The sequence below is a fragment of the Frankia sp. RB5 genome (genome assembly GCF_059816245.1).
Genome location: NZ_JCBATA010000028.1, coordinates 65,135 through 86,808 on the forward strand (window position 1 = coordinate 65,135; position 21,674 = coordinate 86,808).

The 21,674-nt window shown below is 72.3% G+C and carries 20 protein-coding genes; 12 read left to right on the forward strand and 8 right to left on the reverse strand.

The genetic code is table 11. The features are described 5' to 3' along the window. Positions 1 to 7: 7 nt before the first annotated feature. Positions 8 to 1,129: a PP2C family protein-serine/threonine phosphatase gene (locus tag AC6EXY_RS16835; RefSeq protein WP_101833655.1), complete on the reverse strand. Its 1,122-nt coding sequence runs from the start codon at positions 1,127 to 1,129 to the stop codon at positions 8 to 10. A gap of 201 nt (positions 1,130 to 1,330) precedes the next feature. On the opposite strand from AC6EXY_RS16835, the gene AC6EXY_RS16840 reads away from it, so the two are divergent. Then, positions 1,331 to 2,962, forward strand: coding sequence for an LCP family protein (locus tag AC6EXY_RS16840; RefSeq protein WP_165818566.1), 1,632 nt, complete (start codon positions 1,331 to 1,333; stop codon positions 2,960 to 2,962). A gap of 299 nt (positions 2,963 to 3,261) precedes the next feature. On the opposite strand, the gene AC6EXY_RS16845 is transcribed toward AC6EXY_RS16840, so the two are convergent. Continuing rightward, the gene (locus tag AC6EXY_RS16845; protein ID WP_499816966.1) at positions 3,262 to 4,194 is read right to left on the reverse strand and encodes a hypothetical protein; all 933 of its coding nucleotides are present in this window, start codon (positions 4,192 to 4,194) and stop codon (positions 3,262 to 3,264) included. Between the two features lie 200 nt (positions 4,195 to 4,394). Continuing rightward, positions 4,395 to 5,237, reverse strand: coding sequence for an acyl-CoA thioesterase (locus AC6EXY_RS16850; protein ID WP_243407896.1), 843 nt, complete (start codon positions 5,235 to 5,237; stop codon positions 4,395 to 4,397). Positions 5,238 to 5,723: 486 nt separating this feature from the next. On the opposite strand from AC6EXY_RS16850, the gene AC6EXY_RS16855 reads away from it, so the two are divergent. Further along, positions 5,724 to 6,398 carry an ester cyclase gene (locus tag AC6EXY_RS16855; protein WP_207770477.1) on the forward strand — a complete coding sequence of 225 codons (675 nt, stop codon included), beginning with the start codon at positions 5,724 to 5,726 and terminating at the stop codon, positions 6,396 to 6,398. 42 nt (positions 6,399 to 6,440) lie between these two features. On the opposite strand, the gene AC6EXY_RS16860 is transcribed toward AC6EXY_RS16855, so the two are convergent. Beyond that, a complete protein-coding gene (locus AC6EXY_RS16860) occupies positions 6,441 to 7,694 on the reverse strand; it encodes an acyltransferase family protein (protein WP_499816965.1) in 1,254 nt (417 codons plus the stop codon). A gap of 297 nt (positions 7,695 to 7,991) precedes the next feature. Here AC6EXY_RS16860 and AC6EXY_RS16865 point away from each other — a divergent pair, with 297 nt between their 5' ends. Then, positions 7,992 to 8,393: an SAM-dependent methyltransferase gene (locus tag AC6EXY_RS16865; RefSeq protein WP_499816964.1), complete on the forward strand. Its 402-nt coding sequence runs from the start codon at positions 7,992 to 7,994 to the stop codon at positions 8,391 to 8,393. Between the two features lie 589 nt (positions 8,394 to 8,982). On the opposite strand, the gene AC6EXY_RS16870 is transcribed toward AC6EXY_RS16865, so the two are convergent. Next, positions 8,983 to 9,828 (reverse strand): LLM class F420-dependent oxidoreductase, encoded by an 846-nt coding sequence (locus AC6EXY_RS16870; protein ID WP_101830301.1) that lies wholly within the window; start codon positions 9,826 to 9,828, stop codon positions 8,983 to 8,985. 186 nt (positions 9,829 to 10,014) lie between these two features. On the opposite strand from AC6EXY_RS16870, the gene AC6EXY_RS16875 reads away from it, so the two are divergent. From AC6EXY_RS16875 to AC6EXY_RS16885, 3 genes are all read left to right on the forward strand, one after another. Next, positions 10,015 to 10,944 carry a LysR family transcriptional regulator gene (locus AC6EXY_RS16875; protein WP_101830302.1) on the forward strand — a complete coding sequence of 310 codons (930 nt, stop codon included), beginning with the start codon at positions 10,015 to 10,017 and terminating at the stop codon, positions 10,942 to 10,944. Positions 10,945 to 10,961: 17 nt separating this feature from the next. After that, on the forward strand, positions 10,962 to 11,504 hold the full coding sequence (locus tag AC6EXY_RS16880) for a transposase (RefSeq protein WP_499816963.1): 543 nt from the start codon (positions 10,962 to 10,964) through the stop codon (positions 11,502 to 11,504). Between the two features lie 254 nt (positions 11,505 to 11,758). Beyond that, a complete protein-coding gene (locus AC6EXY_RS16885; protein ID WP_499816962.1) occupies positions 11,759 to 12,244 on the forward strand; it encodes an SAM-dependent methyltransferase in 486 nt (161 codons plus the stop codon). A gap of 88 nt (positions 12,245 to 12,332) precedes the next feature. Here the strand turns inward: AC6EXY_RS16885 and AC6EXY_RS16890 are convergent, their stop codons facing one another. The 3 genes from AC6EXY_RS16890 to AC6EXY_RS16900 all read right to left on the reverse strand — a co-directional run bounded on the left by AC6EXY_RS16890 (position 12,333) and on the right by AC6EXY_RS16900 (position 15,765). Continuing rightward, complete coding sequence (locus tag AC6EXY_RS16890; protein ID WP_499816961.1) at positions 12,333 to 12,803, reverse strand: helix-turn-helix domain-containing protein; 471 nt, start codon at positions 12,801 to 12,803, stop codon at positions 12,333 to 12,335. 29 nt (positions 12,804 to 12,832) lie between these two features. Beyond that, on the reverse strand, positions 12,833 to 14,635 hold the full coding sequence (locus AC6EXY_RS16895) for an MFS transporter (protein ID WP_243407194.1): 1,803 nt from the start codon (positions 14,633 to 14,635) through the stop codon (positions 12,833 to 12,835). 194 nt (positions 14,636 to 14,829) lie between these two features. After that, complete coding sequence (locus tag AC6EXY_RS16900; RefSeq protein WP_101830305.1) at positions 14,830 to 15,765, reverse strand: LLM class F420-dependent oxidoreductase; 936 nt, start codon at positions 15,763 to 15,765, stop codon at positions 14,830 to 14,832. A gap of 160 nt (positions 15,766 to 15,925) precedes the next feature. Here AC6EXY_RS16900 and AC6EXY_RS16905 point away from each other — a divergent pair, with 160 nt between their 5' ends. The 6 genes from AC6EXY_RS16905 to AC6EXY_RS16930 all read left to right on the forward strand — a co-directional run. Next, entirely contained in the window at positions 15,926 to 16,591 is a 666-nt protein-coding gene (locus AC6EXY_RS16905) for a TetR/AcrR family transcriptional regulator (RefSeq protein ID WP_207770165.1), read from the forward strand. Positions 16,592 to 16,817: 226 nt separating this feature from the next. Next, positions 16,818 to 17,969, forward strand: coding sequence for an amidohydrolase family protein (locus AC6EXY_RS16910; RefSeq protein WP_101830306.1), 1,152 nt, complete (start codon positions 16,818 to 16,820; stop codon positions 17,967 to 17,969). 132 nt (positions 17,970 to 18,101) lie between these two features. Next, positions 18,102 to 18,308 carry a hypothetical protein gene (locus AC6EXY_RS16915; protein WP_207770166.1) on the forward strand — a complete coding sequence of 69 codons (207 nt, stop codon included), beginning with the start codon at positions 18,102 to 18,104 and terminating at the stop codon, positions 18,306 to 18,308. A gap of 142 nt (positions 18,309 to 18,450) precedes the next feature. After that, a complete protein-coding gene (locus AC6EXY_RS16920; RefSeq protein ID WP_101830307.1) occupies positions 18,451 to 19,518 on the forward strand; it encodes an ABC transporter ATP-binding protein in 1,068 nt (355 codons plus the stop codon). After that, positions 19,515 to 20,318, forward strand: a complete 804-nt coding sequence (locus AC6EXY_RS16925) for an ABC transporter permease (protein ID WP_101830308.1) — start codon at positions 19,515 to 19,517, stop codon at positions 20,316 to 20,318. Before AC6EXY_RS16920 ends, AC6EXY_RS16925 begins: the two co-directional genes overlap by 4 nt. Positions 20,319 to 20,344: 26 nt before the next feature. Continuing rightward, the coding region (locus tag AC6EXY_RS16930; protein ID WP_499842361.1) for a sensor histidine kinase at positions 20,345 to 21,674 on the forward strand (1,330 nt) is incomplete at its 3' end.

Consider the following 21,674-nt stretch of genomic DNA (forward strand, 5'->3'; position numbering starts at 1 on the left):
CGGGCTCCTATCCGCGCGTGACCGCCGACGCCTGGGCCGGGGTGACGGCGGCGGGCGTCGGGCGGGCCGGCAGGAACTCGGTGGCCGGCAGGAACTCGGTCGCCAGCAGGGCGACGTCGTCGCCGAGGGCGGAGCCGGTCCAGCCGCGCAGCGCGCGGACGAGGTCGGCGAGGGCGGCGTCGAGGCTCCGGTCGGCGGCGAGCGCGTCGCGCGCGGCCGCCAGCAGCGGGAAGAACTCCCGGGTGCGGGGATGGCGGGCCTCGGCCAGGCCGTCGGTGTAGAACAGCACCCGGTCACCCGGTGCCAGCCGGGTGCCAGCCGCGCCGGCGCCGCCCGTGCCCGCGGCGCCGAGCCCCAGTGGCGTGCGCCGGCCGTCGGTGGCGAGCAGCCGGGGGGCGCCCTGGCGCAGCAGCACGGGATCGGGATGGCCGGCGTTGAGCAGGTCCAGCCGGCCGCTGCTGACCTGGGCGAACACGGCGGTGACGAAGTCCTCCGGGCCGCCCGAGCGGCCCACCTCGGCGTCGAGGGCGGCCAGGATCCGCTCCGGGTCGGCGAGCTCCCGGGCGACCACCCGGAAGGTGGCCATCACCCGACTGGCCAGGCGGACCGCGTCAAGTCCCTTGCCACGCGCGTCCCCGACGAGGATGCGCACGCCCCAGCGGCTGTCGACCACCTCGTAGAGGTCACCGCCGATGCGGGCCTGGGCGCTGGCGCTGTCGTAGCTGACCGCGAGGCGCAGCGCGCCGACACGCTCCGGCACGGCGCCCAGGATCGCCCGCTGGGCCACGTCGGCGACCTGGGTGACGTCGCGCAGCCGCCGCTCGCGCCGCACCCGGTCCCGGCTCGCGGCGATGGCGATCACCCCGCCCACGAAGACCACCACGAGCCGGATGACCTGGGCCGGCAGCCCTTCGTGGCCCACTCCGGAGTAGTAGCCGAGCGGGATGGCCTGCAGGCCCGCGAACACGACCGCGGCGACCGCGTACAGGGCGGTGATCCGCGGGCCGGTCAGCGCCGCGGCCAGCAGCGGGCTGATCACCATGCTGGTGATGATCACGTAGCGGCGGTCGCCGCTCAGGTCCATGGCCACGACCGCGAGCAGGGCGACCAGGGGGATGAGCGCGCGCACCCGGCTCGCCTCGCGGGCGGACGGCGAGCGGGTTCCTGACCATCGGCGACGACTCACTACTCCGAGTATGCGCCCCGGCGGCCGAGCCGAATCCGGACGAGCACGTCCGGGGGACCCTCAATAGGGGGCTTCAACCCATACGTGTTACTTTCCGCACTACGTCGGAACCTGCTCGCAGGATCCCTCGAGGAAAGGCGGGACGTGACCGCACCGCAGCTACAGCACGATCCGCCGGTACTCCCGCCCCGTCTGGATCCCCGGGGTTCGGGGCCCGGCCGGGCCGGTCGCGGCACGGCGACGGGCGGCCGACCGCCGCGGCGCCGGCGCGGCCTGCTGACCCTGATGGCGTTCCTGTCGTGCTGCGTGCTGTTCGTGACGGTCGGCGGCTGGGCCGCCTACTCGTTCATCAACGGCAAGGTGAACCGGATCGACCTCGGCCTCGGCTCCAACAGCTCCGGCGTGGGCGCCGCGAACTACCTGCTGGTCGGCACGGACAGCCGGGAGGGCACGGACGGCAAGTTCGGCAACGTGCCCGGGCAGCGCTCCGACACGACGATCCTCGCGCACATGGACAAGAACGGGACGACGACGATGATCTCGTTCCCGCGCGACATGTACGTCACGATTCCCGCGTACACCGACGCCGATGGCAAGCACCACGCCACGACGAAGGACAAGTTCAACTCGGCGATCTCGTCGGGTGGGCCGGCATTGCTGGTGCAGACCGTGCAGAGCCTCACCGGCATGGAGATCAACCACTACATCTCGATGGACCTCAAGGGGTTCAAGGACATCACGGACGCGATCGGCGGCGTCGAGGTGTGCATCAAGCCGTCGACCGCCCCCGCCCAGCACTTCCAGGACGACAACGGCCGCTGGCGGGTCAGCACGAACACCAACGACCCGATGAGCGGTTTCCGCGGCGGCCCGGGGACGATCCAGGTCAACGGCGACCAGGCGCTCGCCTTCGTCCGCCAGCGCCACGGCCTGCCCGCCGGCGACACCGACCGCATCGCCCGCCAGCAGCAGTTCATCGGCGCCATGTTCCACAAGATCATGGGCGGTGACACGCTCACCAACCCGATCAAGATCGAGCGCCTGACGTCCGCCGCCGCGGGCGCGCTGAGCCTGGACGAGCACACCAAGCTCACCGACCTGCGCTCGCTGGCCACCCGCATCCGGGGACTGTCCAACGGCGGCATCCGGATGCAGACCGTTCCGACGCACGCCCCGACCCGCGCCGAGGGCGCGATTGACGACATGGGCGACATCCGCCTGCATGGCAACCGGGCTTCCGTGCAGTTCTACCAGCCCGATGATCTCGCCCGCCTGGTCGCTCCGCTCGGCGGCAAGGTCGAGGGCGCCACCGCCACCGACGACACGGGTGGCGCCGGGCCGACGCTCGCTCCCGGTGCCACGGCGAAGCCGTCCGAGGTTCGGGTCTCCGTCTTCAACGGCTCCACCCGCGCCGGGCTCGCCTCGAAGGTCACCACCTCGCTGACCGCCAAGGGCTTCCACGCCCGCAACGCGGGCAACGCCTCGGCGCTCACCCACGTGACCTCCCGGGTGGCGTACGGCCCCGGGCAGGAGGCCGAGGCCCGCACCGTCGCCGCCGCGGTGCCCGGGTCCACGCTGCTGCCCGACGACAGCGTCGTCGGTGTCCAGCTGATCCTCGGCTCCGGCTTCACCGAGGTCGTCACGCCCGCCGTCGGTGGCGCGGCGAGCGGCTCCGGTACCGCCAGCGCGGGCGCGGGTTCCTCCGCGGCGGCCCCGGCCGCGGCGGCGGCGCCGCCCGCGGCTCCCGCCCCCGAAGCTCCCTCCTGCACCTACTGAGCCGAACCCGCAGGCGCCGCTGACCTTGTGGCTCCGGCGCCGGGGTCGTTGATCGCCGCGGCAGCGAGATGGCGCGGTCCCGCGGGACCGCGGGTGGCGGGCGGGACCGGTGTCGCCTTCATCCGCGACCCGCGACCGCCGGATGAATATCGTTCGGTGACCGGCTCGCATCCCTGACCGGCTCGCATCCCTGACCGGCTCGCACCTCTGACCGGCTCGCACCTCTGACCGGCTCGCACCTCTGACCGGGCTCGGACCAGGACGCCGCCGTTCAGACGTCCTGGTCCGAGTGCGCAGGCTCAGCGCCCTCCGGCCAGGAAGGGGTGCGGCACCTCGGACGGCGCGAAGACGTGGCCCCGCTCGACCGCCGCCAGCAGCGTCAGCACCCCGTCGCGCCACACCGGGCGGACGTGGTCGCGGGTGCGCAGCAGGTCCGACCGGCGGGGCGCGCTCTGCCCCGCCGGCGCCAGGACCTGACCGACCGCGGTCTGCCCGAGCACCGTCTCCACCAGGACGGTGCCCCGCAGCCGGCCGACTCCCGGGTAGACGACGGCGCGCCCGTCGTGGCGACCGGCGTGGGCGGCCACCGCCTGGGCGGCACCCGCGGCGAGCTCGGGCGGGCCGATGCGCTCCCCCGCCGTCGCGACCCCGACCGGCCCGGCGATCAGCCCCCGCACGCCGCCGAATCCAGCCAGGACGAGCTCGCCGGGCTGGTCATCGCCGTCCAGGTCGCCGTCCAGGTCGCCGCCCAGGTCGCCGTCCAGCGGGCCGCCGAACCCGTGCGCAGGACCCGGCGCGGCCACACCCGCCAGGGCGGGCACACCGGCCAGGGCGGGCATGGGCGCGGCGGCGCGGGCGCGGCGGACGCGGGCGGCGGCGAGCGCCGCGATGGCCAGGTCACCGGAGACGTTCGCGACGCGGCGCCAGGCCTGCGGGTCCCGCCAGGACGTGGGCAGGGCGAACGACAGCGCGACGCGCACGGTCCCGACGCCGACGGCATGGGTGCAGGCGACGGTGTCCGCGGGCAGGGCCAGCGCCTCGACCAGGTACTGGATCAGCAGGTCGGCCTCGCCGAGACTGGCGCAGCCGGCGTCGACGCCGATGATCAGCGGCTCCGGCATCACGACCGTGCCCGCACGGCCGGTGAGCCCGAGGCACGGGATCTCACGGCACGGCGGGGCGCCGTCGCCGAGGGTCCCGGTTGCCGGCGCCCAACGTGCCAGCGTCGCCACCGATCATGATCACCCATCTCGTCCCCTTCCCTGACCACCCACACCGGACGGGGGCGCCCGGCATGCCGAGCAGAGGGTGGCAGCATCGGATGAACGTCCGGTCAACGCGGGCGAGCCGACGAGCCCCAACACCCCGTCTTCTAGTCAGATTAGGGGAGATACAGATACCAAAATAGTCCTATCTGGCTATATCTATTGGGTTACACCCGTTCGGGGTGGGCGGAGCGGAAGAGCATCTCCTGGCTCAGGCTGGCGGCGAGGACGCCGTCCCGGGCGTGGATCGTGCCGTGGTACAGCCCGCGACCGCCGGCGGCGGAGCGCGGCACCAGGTCGAGCAGGACCCAGTGGTCCAGGCGGATCGGCCGGTGGAACCAGACGGCGTGGTCGAGGCTCGGGCCCAGGACCGCCCCGGGGTCCGGGATCGCGCTGAGGCCGGTGAAGACGTCCGACAGGTAGGTGAGCGTCGCCGCGTGCACCAGCGCGTCGTCGGGCAGCGCCGCGGTGCAGCGAGCCCAGACCCGGGTCGGCAGCTCCAGCCCCTCGTAGGGCTGGGGCGCCGCGCGGCCCTCGAAGGAGAACAGCCGGGGCAGCTCCACCAGCGGCGCCTGTCCGGGCTCGCCGCCGGCGGGCCCTCCGCCGACCGGCAGCGGGGAGTCGACCTGGAACTCCGCGCCGTCCTGCGGGATGTGGAACGAGGCCGACATGTTGAAGATGACCTCGCCGCCCTGGACGGCGACGACCCGGCGGGCCGAGAAGGAACGGCCGTCGCGGTCCCGCTCCACCCGGAAGATCGTCGGCCGGGAGGCGTCGCCGCTGCGCAGGTAGTAGCCGTGCAGCGAGTGCGGCAGCCGGCCGTCGGGGACGGTGCGCCCCGCGGCGACGAGGGCCTGCGCGGCGACCTGCCCGCCGTAGAGCGAGAACGGCTCCCGGAAGACCGTCAGCGCCCGGTACAGGTCCCGGTCGATCTCCTCCAGCTCCAACAACTCGGGCAGGGTGAACGGGATCTCGCCCACCGGTCGCACCCACTCGACCTCACTCGCCACGTCGACCTCATCTCCGCCTGTTGACCTGACCCGGCAGCCCCGACTCGGAGCAAGAGTCTCCCGTGCCGGTCCCGCCGCAGGTCGGACGAGGTGAGCGACTCCTCCCACCGCCGCGGCCGCACGGCGCGTCCGGTGAGTTTCGCCACGTGCATCCGGCGTCCGCGAATGCGACGGTACTGTCGCGGCGCGGCTCCCGCGGCACGGACACTTCTCCGCCGCGGGCAGGCCGACCTCGCGACCTGCGCAGACCGGGAAATCGGCCGGACGCCGGCAAAGATCCCCCGGAATCCGCGCCCGGGTACGCGCCGGATTTCGCCGGACAAGATCGCGGGAAGCGTTCGTCCCCTTCGTTCCCGCCGCGGGTACGTAAATGTAGAGTGATGACGCCGAACGGTCCTCGGCATCCGGTGCACAGGATGTCAGGCCCCGTTTTCGCTTTTCAGCATGGTGACCATTCACGGTATTCGACAGCCGGAGGACGTGATCGTGGCCGACAACGGCGCGGTGGGCCAGCCGCTGCACGTACAGGGGCGGGACGCGGTGATCGCCGCCTCGCAGGGGGTGGCGTGGCGGGACGGAGCCCCGCCCGACTACCACTACTCCCGGGAGAACATGCCGGCCGAGCGCAGTGTCACGCACGAGAGTGGCTCGCTCGCCGACATCGTCGAGCGGCTGGTGCAGGTCTTCGAGATGGAGGTCTCTCACAAGCGGAACCCGGCCGAGTGGCTCAGCATGGTCGCCGAGCAGGTCACGGTCAGCGTCAACGGTGGCCCGAAAGTGGGGAGCGCGGAACTCGCCGAAAGGGGTAGTTACAACGTCCTGATCGGCGAGAATCCCTACTACTCCGCCGCCGACGAATCCTTCGAATCGTCGCACGACGTCTTCCACCAGGCATTTCCCGGCGGCTTCTTCTGGGAGGTGCTGGAAGTCTACTCGCCGCCGCCCGTGGTCACCTTCAAGTGGCGGCACTGGGGAACCTTCGCCGGTCCGTACAAGGGCGTCGAGCCTACCGGTGAACGCATCGAGATGTTCGGTGTCACCGTCGTCCACGTGACCGACGACCTGCGTATCACCGAGACGCAGCACTTCTACGACAACACCGATTTCCTCGGCCAGCTCGCCCGCGGCCAGCTCGCGCCGAACCCACGCGCCCACGGGTAGCCCGCCCGGGCACCCGGCCGCGCGGCCGGGTGCCCGGCGGCCCTACGCCACCGGCTCGCCGAGGGCGCCGGACCCGACGGCGGCGCGCTGGGCGGGGACGGCCGGGCCGGCCGCCCACCGCGGCCGGCGCCGCTGCACGGGTCGTTCGACCAGGTAGTACGACCCCGCGGCCAGCGCCGTGCTCAGCACGAACGCGACGAGGACCAGCTCCGCGGTGTCGAGCCGGCCACCGAGCCGGTCCCGCACGGTGCCGGCGACGGGGAAGTGCCACAGGTAGAACGCGTAGGAGATCCGGCCGAACCAGGACAGTGGCCGGCTGCCGAGCAGCGCGGCGAGCGGCGCCCGCCGGCACCGGTCGAGGGACAGGATGACCACCGCCGCCAGCAGCGCCACCCCGGTGTAGCCGCCGAGATCGAACACGGTGATCCGCTCACCCGGCTCCGGCGCGACCACGGCCAGCACGACGAGCGCCGCGAGCGCCAGCGGTCCGGCCACGGCCAGGATCCGCCCCGACGCGTCCCGCAGGCGGCCGCCGAGCCGGGCCAGCCGGACCACCGCGGCGAAGCGCCGCAGCCGGGCGTCCCCGCCCGCGCCCGGCAGCTTCGTGCCCGCCCAGCCCCAGGCCGCCATGCTGGCGCCGACCAGCAGGGCGTCGGCGCGGGTGTCCAGGCCGAAGTAGATCCGCGCGTCGCTCACGCCGGCCGCGACGAGCACCTCCCGCCAGACCAGCACGCCGACCGCCGCCGCGGCCAGGATCCCCGGCAGCCGCCGCCGGGCGGCCGGGCGCCGGCACAGCAGCACCAGCATGACCGGCCAGATCAGGTAGAACTGCTCCTCCAGCGACAGCGACCAGGTGTGCCCGAACCAGGCGCCCCCCGACTCCGGCCGGAACACCCGGTAGTAGTTGTTGACGTAGAGCAGCGACGTGACCGCGTTGGCCAGGAAGTCCCGCTGGTCAGCCTGGGTCTTCACCGCCACCACCAGCACCGCGCCGATCGCCACGAACACGCCGAACGCCGGCAGGAGGCGATAGGCGCGGCGCACGTAGAAGCGGGCGAGCGAGACCGTGCCCGCGCGGTCCCGCTCGGCCAGCAGCAGGCCGGTGATCAGGAACCCGCTCAGCACGAAGAACACGTCGACCCCGAGGAAACCACCGGACAGCACGTCCAGGTGGAACCCGAGCACCGCGAGCACCGCGAGCGCCCGCAGACCGTCGAGCGCCGGGTTGTATCCCGCGACACTGGCCTTCGGGCCGGCACTGGACGGCTCCTGCGGAGCATCCCCCGCGTGCGACATCAACCCTCTCCCCCCGGATGAGCACCATGCCTCGCGGCCGCGCGCCGCGGGACAAGCGGCACTCTAACGTGACCTGGCGCTCATCCGACCGAGCTCCGAACCCAACACGGCAGATCCGCCCATAGGAGCCGGGTCGTCACGCAACGGCGCTACTGCCATCGCCCCTCGCGCCAGGGCGGGCATAATGGCGTGATGTGGAGCACATCTGATCATGGTGGTGATGCTCCCTGCGCAACCCGCTGGTCACGACGCCGTGTCGGGTGAGCACGCCCGTGAGGAACTAGGTTCGGAGGCTCCATGGACCGCGCGGCCGCGAACGCTCGAGGCACGACGCACTCCCTGGCCGGCGCCGGTGACCCCCCTCCCCCCGGCCGGTCGCCCACCCGGCCGGTCGACGGCGCCCCCCACCCCGCCCGCATGTACGACTACTACCTCGGCGGCAAGGACAACCTCGCGGCCGACCGGGAGGCGGCCGAGCTCCTGGTCGACGCCTATCCCGCGACGCGGGTGGCGATCCGCGAGCTGCGCGGCTTCCTCACGCGGGCGACGGCGCACCTGGCGGGCGAGGCTGGCGTGCGCCAGTTCGTCGACATCGGCGTCGGTCTGCCGGCCGCGCCGAACCTGCACGAGGTCGCGCAGGCGTCGCAGCCCACCGCGCGGGTCGTCTACGTCGACAACGACCCGATCGTGCCGGCGTAGGTCCAGGTGTCTCACCTGCATCTTTAGGTGGTCCGGTTGACTCTGTAGTCCGTATCCGGGTTGCGCACGCCGCGCGGCTCGCAGGTAATACGCCGACTGCCGCGCTGCCAGGCCCTCGGGGACGACGCCGTTCCGAGTCGGCCCCGAAGTAGCCGAAGGCGGTCCAATACGATCATGCAAACCTGCTGATCAGCATCCCCGGGCGGGACGGGGCGGCGTCCTGCCGAGGCGGTAGCGCCGGTTCGGGCTCCGTTTGGCCCGCTGTGTTGAGCGGCGCCGCTGAATGGCTCGGGGTGTGGCTGGCTTCGGTGCGGGGCTGGGTTGCGGTGGTTGCTGGTGGGACGTTGGTCGGCAGTGTGGTGGGGCGTGTCGTCTGGGTGGGCTCGGGCTGCCGGGGGGTGACGTGGGTATGGGTTGACCGACGAGCAGGTCGGGGCGCTTGCCAGGGTGCTGTCATATCTGCGGCTGTTCGACATTGCCATCGCCCGGTCGGGTCCGGCTCGGGCCGACACCGGACGATGTAGGTGAGTCCGGTGCGGCCCATAGGTCACCATCAGGGTGGACGGGATCGCCGGAGCGCGGTGACGGGTCAGTGCGGCAGGGTGGCGTGGCGTTCGAGGAAGGCGGCGACGTCGGCCTCGTTCTCGATCGGCATCGGGTATACGACGAGGCGGTCGACTCCGAGGTCGGCGTACCGGCGGGCGGTGTCGGCGTCGACCTCGACCGGGTCGACCGGTATGAAGTTGACCTCGAGGCGGCCGAGTCGAGCTGGCCGTTCGACCTCGGCCGCCGCCGCAGCCAGTCCGGCAAGGTGGGTGACCAGGTCCGTTGCCGTGCCGAAGCCCAACCAGCCGTGCCCGCGGGAGACCGCGCGGCGGAAGGCGGCCGGGCTGTGGCCACCGATCACGATGCGGGGGCCGCCCGGGCGCACGGGCCGCGGGTGCGCGTCGACGTCCGTGAACGAGACATATTGCCCGTCGTAGGAGGGCGCGGGGTCGGTCCACAGTGCCGTCATCGCGTCCAGGTACTCGTCCGTGCGGTGGCCCCGCCCGGCCATCGGTATCCCGATCGCGGTCATCTCGGGTTCCAGGTATCCGGCGCTGACGCCCAGGAGGAGCCGTCCTCCACTCAGCACGTCCAGGCTCGCCACCTGCTTGGCCAGGATGAGCGGGTTGCGTTGCGGGAGGACGATGACGCCGGTGCCGAGCTCCAGTTTCCGGGTGGCTGCGGCGACGTAGGCCAGGTGTACCAGCGAGTCGAGGATGGGGTCGGTCGCTTCCAGCGGGGAAGGCGGCACCCGGCGTCTGGGTAGCACTACATGTTCGCTGGCCCACCAGGAGCGGTAGCCGAGTTCTTCGGCCAGCCGGACGAGTCGGAGGGTGGCATCCGGGCTCACCGTCGCTTTCATGTTCAGGCCGCTGACGCCGAGTTCCACGTTCCTGCTTCCTTTCGATATGCGCCGTCCCGGCGCCGGCTGGGGTGGGCTGCTCGTCCGGTCCCGACGAGGAGCAGATCCACACGGTGCACCGGTTGTCGGTGGCTGTCTGTGGGCCGTGCGGTGCTGCCAGCATCTCCGTCGGCGGCGGGGCTCGTCCAAGACCGGGAGCCATAACATGTGGTTATGGATGTCCACATACGGCAGCTGCGGTATTTCGTCGCCGTGGCCGAAGAACTGAGTTTCACCGTGGCCGCCGAGGACCGGCTCTTCGTCTCCCAGCCGGCGGTGAGCAAGCAGATCCGTCAGCTCGAGCTGTCCTTCCGGGCGGCGCTGTTCGAGCGGAACAGCCGGACGGTCAACCTCACCCAAGCGGGTAGGGCGCTGCTGCCGGAGGCGCGACGCATCATCGCGCAGTGGGAGGATGCGCAGCGGGCGGTCGCCGATGCCGCAGCCGCGCGGCACCGCACTCTGGTGGTCGGGTTCCAGACGCGGATCGGCCGGGGACTGATCCCCGCTGTCAGGGCCGCGTTGGAGATGGCGCTGCCGCAATGGCGGCTGCTGCTCCGCCAGGTCCCGTGTAGTGACCCGTCCGCGGGGCTGGCGGGTGGTGGTGGTGTGGATGTCGCGTTTGCGTGGCTGCCGGTGCACGCGGACGCGGCATTCTCCTGGCAGGTGGTCACCTCCGAGGACCGCTGGGTGGCGATGCCGTCGAAACACCCTTTGGCTGAAAGTGCCGAGGTGGACTTCGCGGACCTGGCCGAGGAACCGTTCATCGCGCTGCCCGACGACGCTGGTCCACTGCGAGAGTCCTGGCTGGCGGCCGGTCAGCGGACCGTACCGGCGTTGGTCGGGGCCGAGGCCACGACTGCGGAGGAGGCCTTGGAAGCGGTCGCGTCCGGGCTGGGCGTGGTTCTGCTGACTGCGGGCAGCGCCGAGATGTACCGGCGAGATGATGTTGTTTTCCATCCAGTGCGTGGGCTGCCCCCGGCCGAGCTGGCGGTTGTCTGGCGCACCGGCGACCGCCGGCGTGCGGTTCAGATCTTCGTCGATGTCTGCCTGCGCTCCGCGTACTCCCTCGGCGGGAAGGTCGCCGGCACAAGTCGGTCCTGCTAACGTGCCGGCCGGTATCCTTGGGATCAGCCCACGTCGCTGCGGCCACAGGGGCCTGGATCGTCGTCGAGGACGAGGCCGGGCAGTCCCTGCGGCCACCGCGGGTGACCAGCTGGGGCCGGCGTGAGCGCACCCCGCTGGTCCGGGTACGCGGAGGCGGGTCGGGGCGGGTGTCGGTGGCGGGGATGGCCCGCTACCGGCCCGGCCAGGCGCCGCGGCTGTTCTACCGGACCCTGAAGCACCGGGGCCGCCGCGACGAGCCGATGTCGTTCTCCTGGCGGGACTATCGGGATCTGGTCGTGGCTTTGCACAAGCGGCGGGGCAGGCCGGTGGTGCTGGTCTGGGATAACCTCAACCGGCACCTGTGCGTGGAGATGGCCGCGTTCATCGCAGCGAACACGCTGTGGCTGACCATGGTGCAGCTGCCTTCGTACGCGCCCGAGCTGAATCCGGTGAGGGGTGTGGTCGGTGCTCAAGGGCGGACAGATCGCCAACCGGGCCTTCGACGGCTGCCTCGCCGGCACCGGCCTGACCTTGGAACTATCGTGATCACGAAGTCGTGATCCGACGGTATCACGCATTAAAAATCGGTAGTGTCCGCGTCGCTCAGCGGGTGACGGGCAGTCGCCAATGCCCTGCCAGGATTGATCTAGACCGACGAAATACAGAAGATCGCGGGTGCCGTAATCACCTCGTCGGTTCTGCGGGTATTCCGCTGGTGGCCGTGACCTGCAGGGGCGGTGTTGTCGGGTACCCAGCCGATGCGGTCCTAATTAGCTTCCCCCTCGACGTGTGCAACCTTGGGGTGGTACCGCTCGTGCTGGCGTACGCGCGCGCCCTGCTCACCGGCACCGCGCAGGGCCGCACCGCGGTCGTCGCGGCGGACGTGCGCGACCCCGAGGGGATCCTGCGCTCCCCGCGGCTGCGCGCCGAGCTCGACCTCGGCCGTCCGGTCGCCCTGTGCCTGCTGTCGCTGCTGCACCACGTGTCGGACGAGGACGATCCGCACGGCATCGTCGCGCATCTGATGGACGCGCTGCCCCCCGGCAGTCATCTCGCGCTCACCCACGTGACCGGCGACTTCCTCCCGGCGGCGACCACGGCGCGCGGCATCGCCCTGTACCGGGCCCGTGGCATCCTCGTACAGCCGCGCACCCGGGCGAGCATCGCCCGCTTCTTCGACGGCCTGGAGCTGCTGGAGCCGGGGCTCGTGCCGGTGCAGCGCTGGCGCCCGGCGCCCGGGGTGGTCCCGGTCGCCGACGCGGCGGCCGGCGGCTACGGCGCGGTGGCGCGCAAGGCCTGACGGGTCGCGCCGGCCTCTCGGCCGGGTAGACGGTTCCCCTGCGGTGGTGGCCTGACCGGGGACGACAACACCGCCGAGGTACCGGACCTCAGCCGGTAGCGGGGACGGTGGCGCTCTCGCGCAGTCGCCTGGTCCGCTCCAGCCGCTCGTCGATCTCGTCGCGGAAGGCCACCAGCCGGATGATCTTGTCCTCCACCTCGCCGCGCACCTTCAGGTAGGCGCGCTGCCCCTCGTCCAGCAGCCGCAGCCGGTCGCCGTCGTCGGAGGCCGCGCGGTATTCCAGCCGCACCTGGGCGAGATGATCCTCGTAGGCGAGGATCGTCCTGATCTCGTCCAGGTTGAAGCCGAGCAGCGTCTGGAGTTCCCGGATCCGGCGGACCCGGGCGAGGTCGGCGTCGGCGTAGAGCCGATTGCCCCCGCTGGTCCGCGCGGAGGGGGTCAGCAACCCTACTTCCTGGTAGTAGCGCAGTGCCCGTACGGACACCCCGAGTTTCTGCGCCGCCTCCCCGATGCCGCACAGCTCGGGTGCCGCCTGTCTGGTCGCGTCCTTCGCACCCACCCCGTGATTGTCTCGCACCGCAGCGACCGCTAGGCCGACTGGGCGGGTTCGGCCGACGAGCTGGGCGCGCCCGGCAGCGGGCTGCCGGCGCCGTCCTCCATCGCGGCGAGCTCGCCGACGCCGGCCAGGCCCTCCGCCGCCTCCGCCCGCAGGCTCTGCCGCGCGTGCGGCGCGTCGCGGCCCCGCAGCCAGCTGAGCACGGCGGCGATGACGCAGGCGATCGCCGCGAAGCCGAAGGCGAGGTGCAGGCCGTCACCGAACGGGCCCGAGATGAGGTTCGGGAAGAAGGTGTGCCCGGTGAGGAAGTCGGCGCGGTCCTGAGGCAGCGAGTTCAGCGTGTCCGGGCCGAGCAGCTGCTCGGTGGGGTTGAAGCCGAGGAACGCGGCGAACAGGCTGCCGATCGGCGGCAGGTTCGCCAGCTCGTGGGCCTTCGCCGGGTCCACGCCCTGGCCGGTGAGCCCGTGGAACATCGCGTCGGGCAGGCTGGAGGCGAGGCCCAGCGCGATCACGGTGAAGAACACGCCGATGGACAGCACGCTGGCCGAGTTCTGGAAGGTGGTGAGCATGCCGGCGCCGGCGCCGCGCTGACTCGCCGGCAGCGTGTTCATCACGGCACTGGTGTTCGGCGCGGCGAACAGGCCCATCGACAGGCCCATGAGCAGCAGGATCGCCGCGAAGCCCCAGTAGTTGAAGTTGATCGGGATCAGGTCGAACAGCAGGAACGCCACGGCGGTGAAGACGAGGCCGAGGGTGGCGAACGGGCGCGCGCCGTACCGGTCGGCGAGCCGGCCGGCCATGGGGCCGGCGAGCAGGAACCCGACCGTCAGCGGGATCATGTAGATGCCGGCCCACAGCGGGGTCTTCTCGAAGCTGTAGCCGTGCAGCGGTAGCCAGATCCCCTGCAGCCAGATGATCAGCATGAACTGCAGGCCGCCGCGGGCGAGCGCGGCGAGCAGCGCCGTGAGGCTGCCCATGGTGAACCCGCGGTGGCGGAACAGCTCGAGGCGGAACATCGGGTCCGCCGAGCGCACCTCGATGACCACGAAGCCGATCAGCACGGCGAGGCCGCCGAACAGGCAGACGAGCACGAACGGCTTGGTCCAGCCCATGGTGTGCCCGCCGTAGGGCTGCAGGCCGTAGACGATGCCGGTGAGGATCGCGATGAGGCCGACCCCGAAGCTGATGTTGCCGGCCCAGTCGATGCGGGCGTGCGTGCGCACCCCGTTGTCACGCAGCTTCAGGTAGGCCCAGACCGTGCCGAACAGGCCGAACGGCACGGACACCAGGAACACCAGATGCCACTCGACCGGCGCGAGCAGGCCACCGACGAGCAGGCCGAGGAACGACCCGCCGATCGCCGCCACGCCGTTGATGCCGAGCGCGAAGCCCCGCTCGTTCTCCGGGAACGCGTCGGTGATGATCGCACTGGAGTTGGCGAACAGGAACGCCCCGCCGACCCCCTGCCCGATCCGCATCACGATGAGCCACCAGGCGGCCGCGGTCCCGTGCATCCAGGTCACGGCCAGCAGGATCGAGAACACCGTGAAGATCGCGAAGCCGAGGTTGTACATCCGCACCCGGCCGAACATGTCGCCGACCCGGCCGAGGCTCACCACCAGGACCGAGGTGACGAGCATGAAGCCCGTCAGGATCCACAGGAAGTACGAGGTGTTCTCCGGGGCGAGCGGGTCGATCTGGATGCCCCGGAAGATGTCCGGCAGCGCGATCAGCAGGATCGAGCTGTTGATGGTGGCCATCAGGATGCCGATGGTCGTGTTCGACAGCGCGATCCACTTGTAGGCGCCGTCGTGACCATGCTCAGAGGTCGTCACGGTGGCAGGCTAGCGCCTCCATCTCACGTCAGCGGTAGATGTGAGCGGGTTCATAACGTCGTGATGCACAGGCGGGAACCATTCGGGCACTGCCACCGTGCGGGTGACCCGTTCGGGCGGGTCTGGGCGGTCGGCGCCCGCGGTGCCGCCGGGCGCCGACGCCGACCCGGCCAGATGGTCGAACGGTCAGACGGTCAGACGCGCGGAAGGACCTCGGTGGCGATCAGCCCGAGGTGGTCGAGGTCCTCCAGGTCGAGCAGCTGCAGGTAGATCCGGCTCGCGCCGGCTCCGGCCGGGCCGAAGGCGGTGAGCCGGGCGACGACCTCCTCGGGCGTCCCGACGAACCCGTTCGCCCGCAGCTCCTCGACGTCGCGGCCGATGCGGGCGGCGCGGCGGGCGAGGTCCGCGTCGCTGGTCGCGCAGACGACGACGTTCGCCGTGGAGCAGACCAGGCTCGCCGGGTCGCGTCCGACCGCCGCGGCGGCCGCGCGGGCGCGGGCGAACCGCTCGGCGACGACCTCCGCGGAGGCGAACGCCGCGTTGTACTCGGCCGCGTAGGCGGCGGCGAGGCGGGGCGTCCGGTGGGTGCCGGCGCCCCCGACGATGATCGGCGGCCCGGGGCGCTGCGCCGGTTTGGGCAGGGCCGGGCTGTCGGTGAGCTGGTAGTGGCTTCCCGTGTGACTGAAGGTCTCCCCCGCCGGGGTGCCCCACAGCCCGGTGATGATCGCCAGCTGCTCCTCCAGCCGCTCGAACCGCTCGCCCAGCGACGGGAACGGCACCCCGTAGGCGCTGTGCTCCGCCTCGAACCAGCCGGCGCCGAGCCCCAGCTCCACCCGGCCGCCGCTCATCGCGTCCACCTGGGCGACGCTGATGGCCAGAGGCCCTGGCAGCCGGAAGGTCGCGCTGGTCACCAGGGTGCCGAGCCGGATGCGGGAGGTCTCCCGGGCGAGGCCGGCGAGGGTGATCCAGGCGTCCGACGGGCCGGGCAGCGGATCTCCCGGGCCCATCCGCAGGTAGTGGTCGGAGCGGAAGAACCCGTCGAAGCCTGCCTGCTCGGCCGCCTTCGCGACGGCGAGCTGCTGATCATAGGACGCACCCTGCTGGGGCTCGACGAACACGCGCAGATCCATGCCACCACCCTGTCAGCCCGGTCGCGGACCGTGCCACCGTGAGGTGGGGGTACGTCTCGTTCGGGTACCGTCCGCCCGGTAAGGTGATCGCCCGGACCGGCGGGCCGCTGCGCCCGCGGTGGGCGCGGTCCGACCCGACCTGAGCGAAGGAGGTGGCGGCGTGGCTGTCCAGATCGACCAGGGGCGCGAGCGCGAGCAGATCATGAACGCCGCCTACCGGTGTTTGATCGCGAGCGAGGGCGCCTCGGTCTCGATCACCGACATCCTGCAGGCAGCCGGGTTGTCGACGCGCGCCTTCTACCGGCACTTCGCCTCCAAGGACAGCCTGCTGCTGGCGATGTTCCGCCGGGACAGCGAGCGGGTGACCGCCGAGCTGTCCGCCGCCGCGGCCGGCACCCTGACGGCCGCCGAGGCGCTGCGCAGCTGGATCGACGGCGCGCTGCGGCTGATGTCGCAGGAGCCTCGCCGCCGCCGCGCGCTGGTACTCAGCTCGGACGAGGCCCGGCGCGCCCGGGGCTACGCGGGGGAACGCGAGTGGTATCACGCCACGAGCGAGGCGGCCCTGGCCGCGATCCTGCGCCGGGGCGTCGAGGACGGCTCGTTCCCCTGGGCGAACCCCGAGGCGGACGCCGAGCAGATCCAGGCGATCCTGGGCTACTGCCTGGACACGCAGCTGCTGAGACGGCCCGCCGACGGTGACGCGCGGCTCGCCGAGAGAGCCGGGGAGCTCGCCGACCGGGTGGGCGACTTCATCTTCCGGGCTCTCGGCGCCGCGCCCGGCCCCACCCCGCGTGCCGACACGGGCGGCGGCGCGGACCCGCGCTGATCCGTTCCCGCCGGCCGCTCTGTTCTGGCCGGCCGCTCTGTTCCGGCCGGCCGCCACGGCCGTCCGATGTGCGGCCATGCCGCCCGCACACCCGGTTCCAGCATCCGCGCGACACACCGGTTGACGTGAGGCCGCTCACGGCGCATGCTGTGAAAAACACGTTTTCACATACGCGGCGGCCGGGCATGACAGGGCCAGGACGGACCCGAGGATCAGGAGTCACACGATGAACAAGATCTGGGCAAACTCCGGGGACTCGCACTTCCTCGAGCCGGAGGACCTCTGGCGGACCAGCCTGCCCGCCCGGCTCGCCGACCTCGTCCCGCGCTCGGAGAAGGACCCCGACGGCCTGTGGGAGACCGTCCACATCGACGGCATGTCGTTCCGCCGTCAGCTGCCCAAGCCCCAGGCGCAGGAGTTCTACGACGCCACCCACCGCGCGCCCGGCGCCCGTGACCTCGACCTGCGACTCAAGGACCTCGACAACGAGGGTGTCTGGGGCGAGCTCACCTTCCCGTCGCTCGGCATGTGGAACTCGTCGTTCCGCACGCCGGAGGTGCTGCGCGAGGCGGTGAAGGTCAGCAACGACTGGGCCTGGGACAAGATCGCCCGGCGCTCGCCGCGGCTGATCCCGACGGCGCAGGTGCCGACCCTGATCCTCGAGGACGCCGTCGCGGAGCTCGAGCGCTGCGCCGAGATCGGTTACCGCGCGGTCTTCATGCCGACCAGCCCCCACCCGAAGCAGAAGCCCTACAACCACGACTCGTGGGAGCCCTTCTGGGCCGCCGCCGAGCGGGCGAACATGGTGCTCGCCTTCCACATCGGCACCGAGCCGGTCGACCTCACCGCCACCGGGCCGTCCGGCGTCGTGCACCGGGGCCCCGGCGGCGCGGTGCTCAACTACGTCGAGACCACCTACTCCGGTCAGCGGGTCGCGACCGCCATGGTCGCCTCCGGCGCCCTCGACCGGCACCCCGACCTGCGGATCCTCATCGCCGAGGGTGGCGCGACCTGGGTGCCGTTCCTCGCCGACCGGATGGAGGAGGGCTACCGCCAGCACCACATGCTGGTCCGCCCGAAGCTGACCCGCAGCCCGCGGGAGATCCTCTACTCGCAGGTGTACGCGTCGTTCCAGCACGACAGCACGGCCGTCGCCGCGATGACCGCGATGGGCTACAACAACGTCATGTGGGGCAGCGACTACCCGCACATGGAGGGGACGTTCGGCCACACGCAGGAGACGCTGCACGGCCTGTTCGACGGCGTCGACCCGGCGGTGAAGCAGCGCATCACGGTGGGCGCGTTCGCCGAGCTGTTCCCGTCGGTGCCGCCGCTGCCGACCGCCGACGCGCCGGCGCCCGTCGGCGCCACGTCCTGACCTGTCCCGCGGACCGGCGCCTCCGATCGGCGCCGGTGGGAGTGGCAACGCCGGTCGGACGCCGGGGACACGATCACCGCGCCCCCGGCGTCCGCCGTCCCGCCGCCGTCTCTCCCCGAGGAAGGAGCCGATGTGACTGACAACGTGATGTACGACTCGCCGAACGAGTTCATGCAGGACGTGGCGAACAACCGCGGCCTGTGCGTGGCGCAGTCGGTGCTGCCGCAGGAGGACGGCACCTACCTCGTCGAGTGCGCCTGCGAGACCTGGACGACCACCGCCTCCTCCATCGAGGAGGGCCTGCGCCTCGCCAAGGCGCACACCAGCTCGGCCGCCTGAGTCCTGCTTCCCCGGCCGGCCCGTCTCGCCGGGCTGGCCCGGCCGGGGTGTCGGCCAGGCGATGCCGTCATGACAACTGTCATGGCGCACCCGTGACGGTCATGACTGGAGCTGGACGTGGCCGCGCGGAATCCTTGATCCCATGTTCGGGACACCTCCGCCGTCTGGCCGCGGCACCCCGTCTGCCCCCGGCTCGATCCCCCAGGCGGCTGCGCGGGATGTCATCCCGCGCAGCCGCGAGGCGGGCGCCCACAAGACGGCCGTCGCATCCCCGCCACACAGCGTCCACCTCGTCGGCCTGCGCAAGCAGTACGGCACCGTCCAGGCCGTCGACGGCGTCGACCTGGCGATCGCCGCCGGCGAGATCGTCGCGCTGCTCGGGCCGAACGGCGCCGGCAAGTCGACGACGATCGACATGCTGCTTGGCCTGACCCGCCCGGACGACGGCGAGGTCCGGCTGTACGGCGAAAGCCCCCAGCGGGCCTGCACCGCCGGGCGGGTCGGCGCGATGCTGCAGAACGGCGGGCTGCTGCCCGAGGTCAGCGTCGGGCGGATGCTCGAGTCCGTGCGCGCCCTGTACCCCCGCGCCCTGCCGGTGCGCGAGGTGCTGGCCCGCGCCGGCGTGAGCGAACTGGCCGACGCCCGGACCAACCGGCTCTCCGGCGGCCAGCGCCAGCGGGTCCGCTTCGCGCTCGCCCTGCTGCCCGACCCCGACCTCATCGTCCTCGACGAGCCGACCGCCGCGATGGACGTGGAGAGCCGCCGCGCCTTCTGGACGGCGATGCGGACGTGGGCCGCCGCCGGGCGCACCGTCCTGTTCGCCACCCACTACCTGGAGGAGGCGGACGACTTCGCCGACCGGATCGTCCTGCTGCGCCGCGGCCAGGTCATCGCTGACGGCCCGACCACCGAGGTCAAGGCGCTGGTCGGCGGCCGGACCATCCGCGCCACCCTGCACGGGCTGGACGACGCCGTCCTCACCGGCCTCGCCCGGCTGCCCGGGGTGGCGCGCGTCGACAGCCGCGGCGCGTCGATCACCCTGACCTGCCCGGACAGTGACACGGCCCTGCGCGCGCTGCTCGCCGCCTACCCGACGGTGGAGGACATCGAGGTCGTCGGCGCCGGACTCGAGGACGCGTTCGTCGCGCTGACCTCGGACGACTCTCCCGAGATCCGGCCCGCCGCCAGCCGCCAGGAGACCACCCGATGAGCGACATCACCGCCGCCGCCGCGTCCACCACCGCGTCCGCACGGCCCCCCGCCGCGGCCGCCGCCTCCACCTACCTGCGCTACGTCCGATCGGAGATCACCCGCGGCTGGCGCAACACGCGGCTGCTGATCTTCACCCTGGTGATGCCGATCATCCTGTTCGGCGCGTTCAGCGCGTCCGGCGCGGACGATCGGCTCGGCGCGCTCACCGTCGCCCCCTACATCATGATCAGCATGGCGTCGTTCGGGGCGATGAACTCCGTGCTCGGCACCGCCGGCGGGATCGCCGTCGAACGCTCCCTCGGCTGGAACCGCCAGCTGCGGCTGACCGCGCTCACCGGCCCGCAGTACGTGCTCGGCAAGGTGGCGACCAGGTTCACCATGGCCGTGCTGCCGATCGTGGCGGTGTTCGTCGCCGGCGACGCGATGCGCGGGGTACGGCTGTCCGCCGGCACCTACCTGGGCGCGGGCGCGTCGATCCTGCTCGGACTGATCCCGCTGGCCGCGTTCGCGGTGTGGCTCGGCTACCTGGTCCGCCCGGAGAACCTGCAGGCCGTGACCGGTGGCGTGTTCAGCCTGCTGGCGCTGGCCGGCGGGATCTGGGTTCCGGTCGAGAACTTCCCGACCTGGCTCGCCGATATCGTGAAGCTGCTGCCGATGTACTGGTCGGCCCAGGCCGGCCGCGCGGTGCTCGAGGGCGGCTGGATCGGCGTCCGCGGCCTGATCACCCTGGCCCTGTGGACGGTCGTGCTCGGCGCCGCCGCCGGGCGGGCCTACACCCGCGACCAGCTGCGCACCTGACGGGCCCCGGGCCGGCAGCCAGGGAGGTGACCACGGTGGGGTGGAACGCGGGTGCCGCGGCGGGTGCGGCCGGGGCGACGCGGCGGTTCCTGCTGCAACCGGGGTTGCCGGTGGTCCCGCGGGACCGCCCGATGATGGATCCGTGGCGCTGGCGCCGCGTCGCCAGCGTCTTCCTCGTCTACCTCGGCTACGCCGCCTCGGACATGGTGGCTCTGCACGACAACCCCCTCGTCATCGCCTACGGTGCCGTCCTGCTGGTCGTGTTCAGCGCGGTGTACCTGATCACCGTCCCGCTCGTCGCCTTCCTGGGGCGCCGCGAGTACCTGTGGCCGGCGCTGCTTGGCATGGTGGCCTGCATCGCCGCCTACGTGCCGGTCGTCGGCGGCGGCGGGCTGGTGATGACGGTCTACCTGAGTGTGGCGCTCGTCCTGCTGGCCCGCCCGATCGTCTCGATCCCGCTGGTCCTCGCGATCGCCGCCGTCGACACCTGGCTGCCGCAGCACGTCGACTGGTGGCAGGCGCACGGCGCCCAGTGGTCGCTGTCCGCCCCGGTGCTGCTCGCCGCGCTGACGATGTACGGGGTCCGCGCCGGCGCGCGCAGCCAGGCGGAGCTGTCCCGTGCCCATCAGGAGATCGAACGGCTCGCCAAGGAACAGGAACGGCTGCGCATCGCCCGGGACCTGCACGACCTGCTCGGCCACGCGCTCACCACGATCACGGTGAAGGCGGAGCTCGCCTCGAAGCTGGCCGACCGCGACCCCGCCCGCGCCGCCGACGAGATGGCGCAGGTCGCCGCGCTCGGCCGGCAGGGCCTCGCCGACGTGCGGGCCACCGTGGCCGGCTACCGGGAGGTCAGCCTGGTCACCGAGCTCGCCGCCGCCCGCCAGGTGCTCGCCGCGGCCGGCATCCGCGCCGAGCTGCCCGCCTCCGTCGAGGAGGTCCCCGGCCAGCTGAGGGAGCTGTTCGGCTGGGTGGTCCGCGAGGGCGTGACCAACGCGGTCCGCCACAGCGGCGCCCACCACCTGCGGATCACCCTCGGCGGTGCCTGCGCCGACAGTGACGATGCGGGTAGCGGCAGCGCAGGGAGCGGCATAGGCGGCGGCATCGGCAGTGACGGCATCGAGCTCGTCGACGACGGCCGCGGCCCCGCGCCGGTGAACGGCGCCGCCGGTGCGGTCGCCGGCTCGCCCGGCGGTGCGGGGCTGCGCGGCCTGGCCGAGCGGGTCGCGGACGTCGCCGCCTTCGCGTCGTCCACCGCCGCCCGCAGCACCGCGGAGTTGTACGGCCCGCTGCCTCCCGACCTGCTCGTCGCCGCCATGGGCCGGCGCAGCGCCGAGGCATGCGAGGCCGCGGGCA

Bases quoted from the DNA above. Each gene is read 5' to 3' on its own strand.
- AC6EXY_RS16860 (WP_499816965.1), bottom strand. From the start codon at position 7,694: ATGTCGCACGCGGGGGATGCTCCGCAGGAGCCGTCCAGTGCCGGCCCG.
- AC6EXY_RS16865 (WP_499816964.1), top strand. From the start codon at position 7,992: ATGGACCGCGCGGCCGCGAACGCTCGAGGCACGACGCACTCCCTGGCC.
- AC6EXY_RS16875 (WP_101830302.1), top strand. From the start codon at position 10,015: ATGGATGTCCACATACGGCAGCTGCGGTATTTCGTCGCCGTGGCCGAA.
- AC6EXY_RS16900 (WP_101830305.1), bottom strand. From the start codon at position 15,765: ATGGATCTGCGCGTGTTCGTCGAGCCCCAGCAGGGTGCGTCCTATGAT.
- AC6EXY_RS16910 (WP_101830306.1), top strand. From the start codon at position 16,818: ATGAACAAGATCTGGGCAAACTCCGGGGACTCGCACTTCCTCGAGCCG.
- AC6EXY_RS16920 (WP_101830307.1), top strand. From the start codon at position 18,451: ATGTTCGGGACACCTCCGCCGTCTGGCCGCGGCACCCCGTCTGCCCCC.
- AC6EXY_RS16925 (WP_101830308.1), top strand. From the start codon at position 19,515: ATGAGCGACATCACCGCCGCCGCCGCGTCCACCACCGCGTCCGCACGG.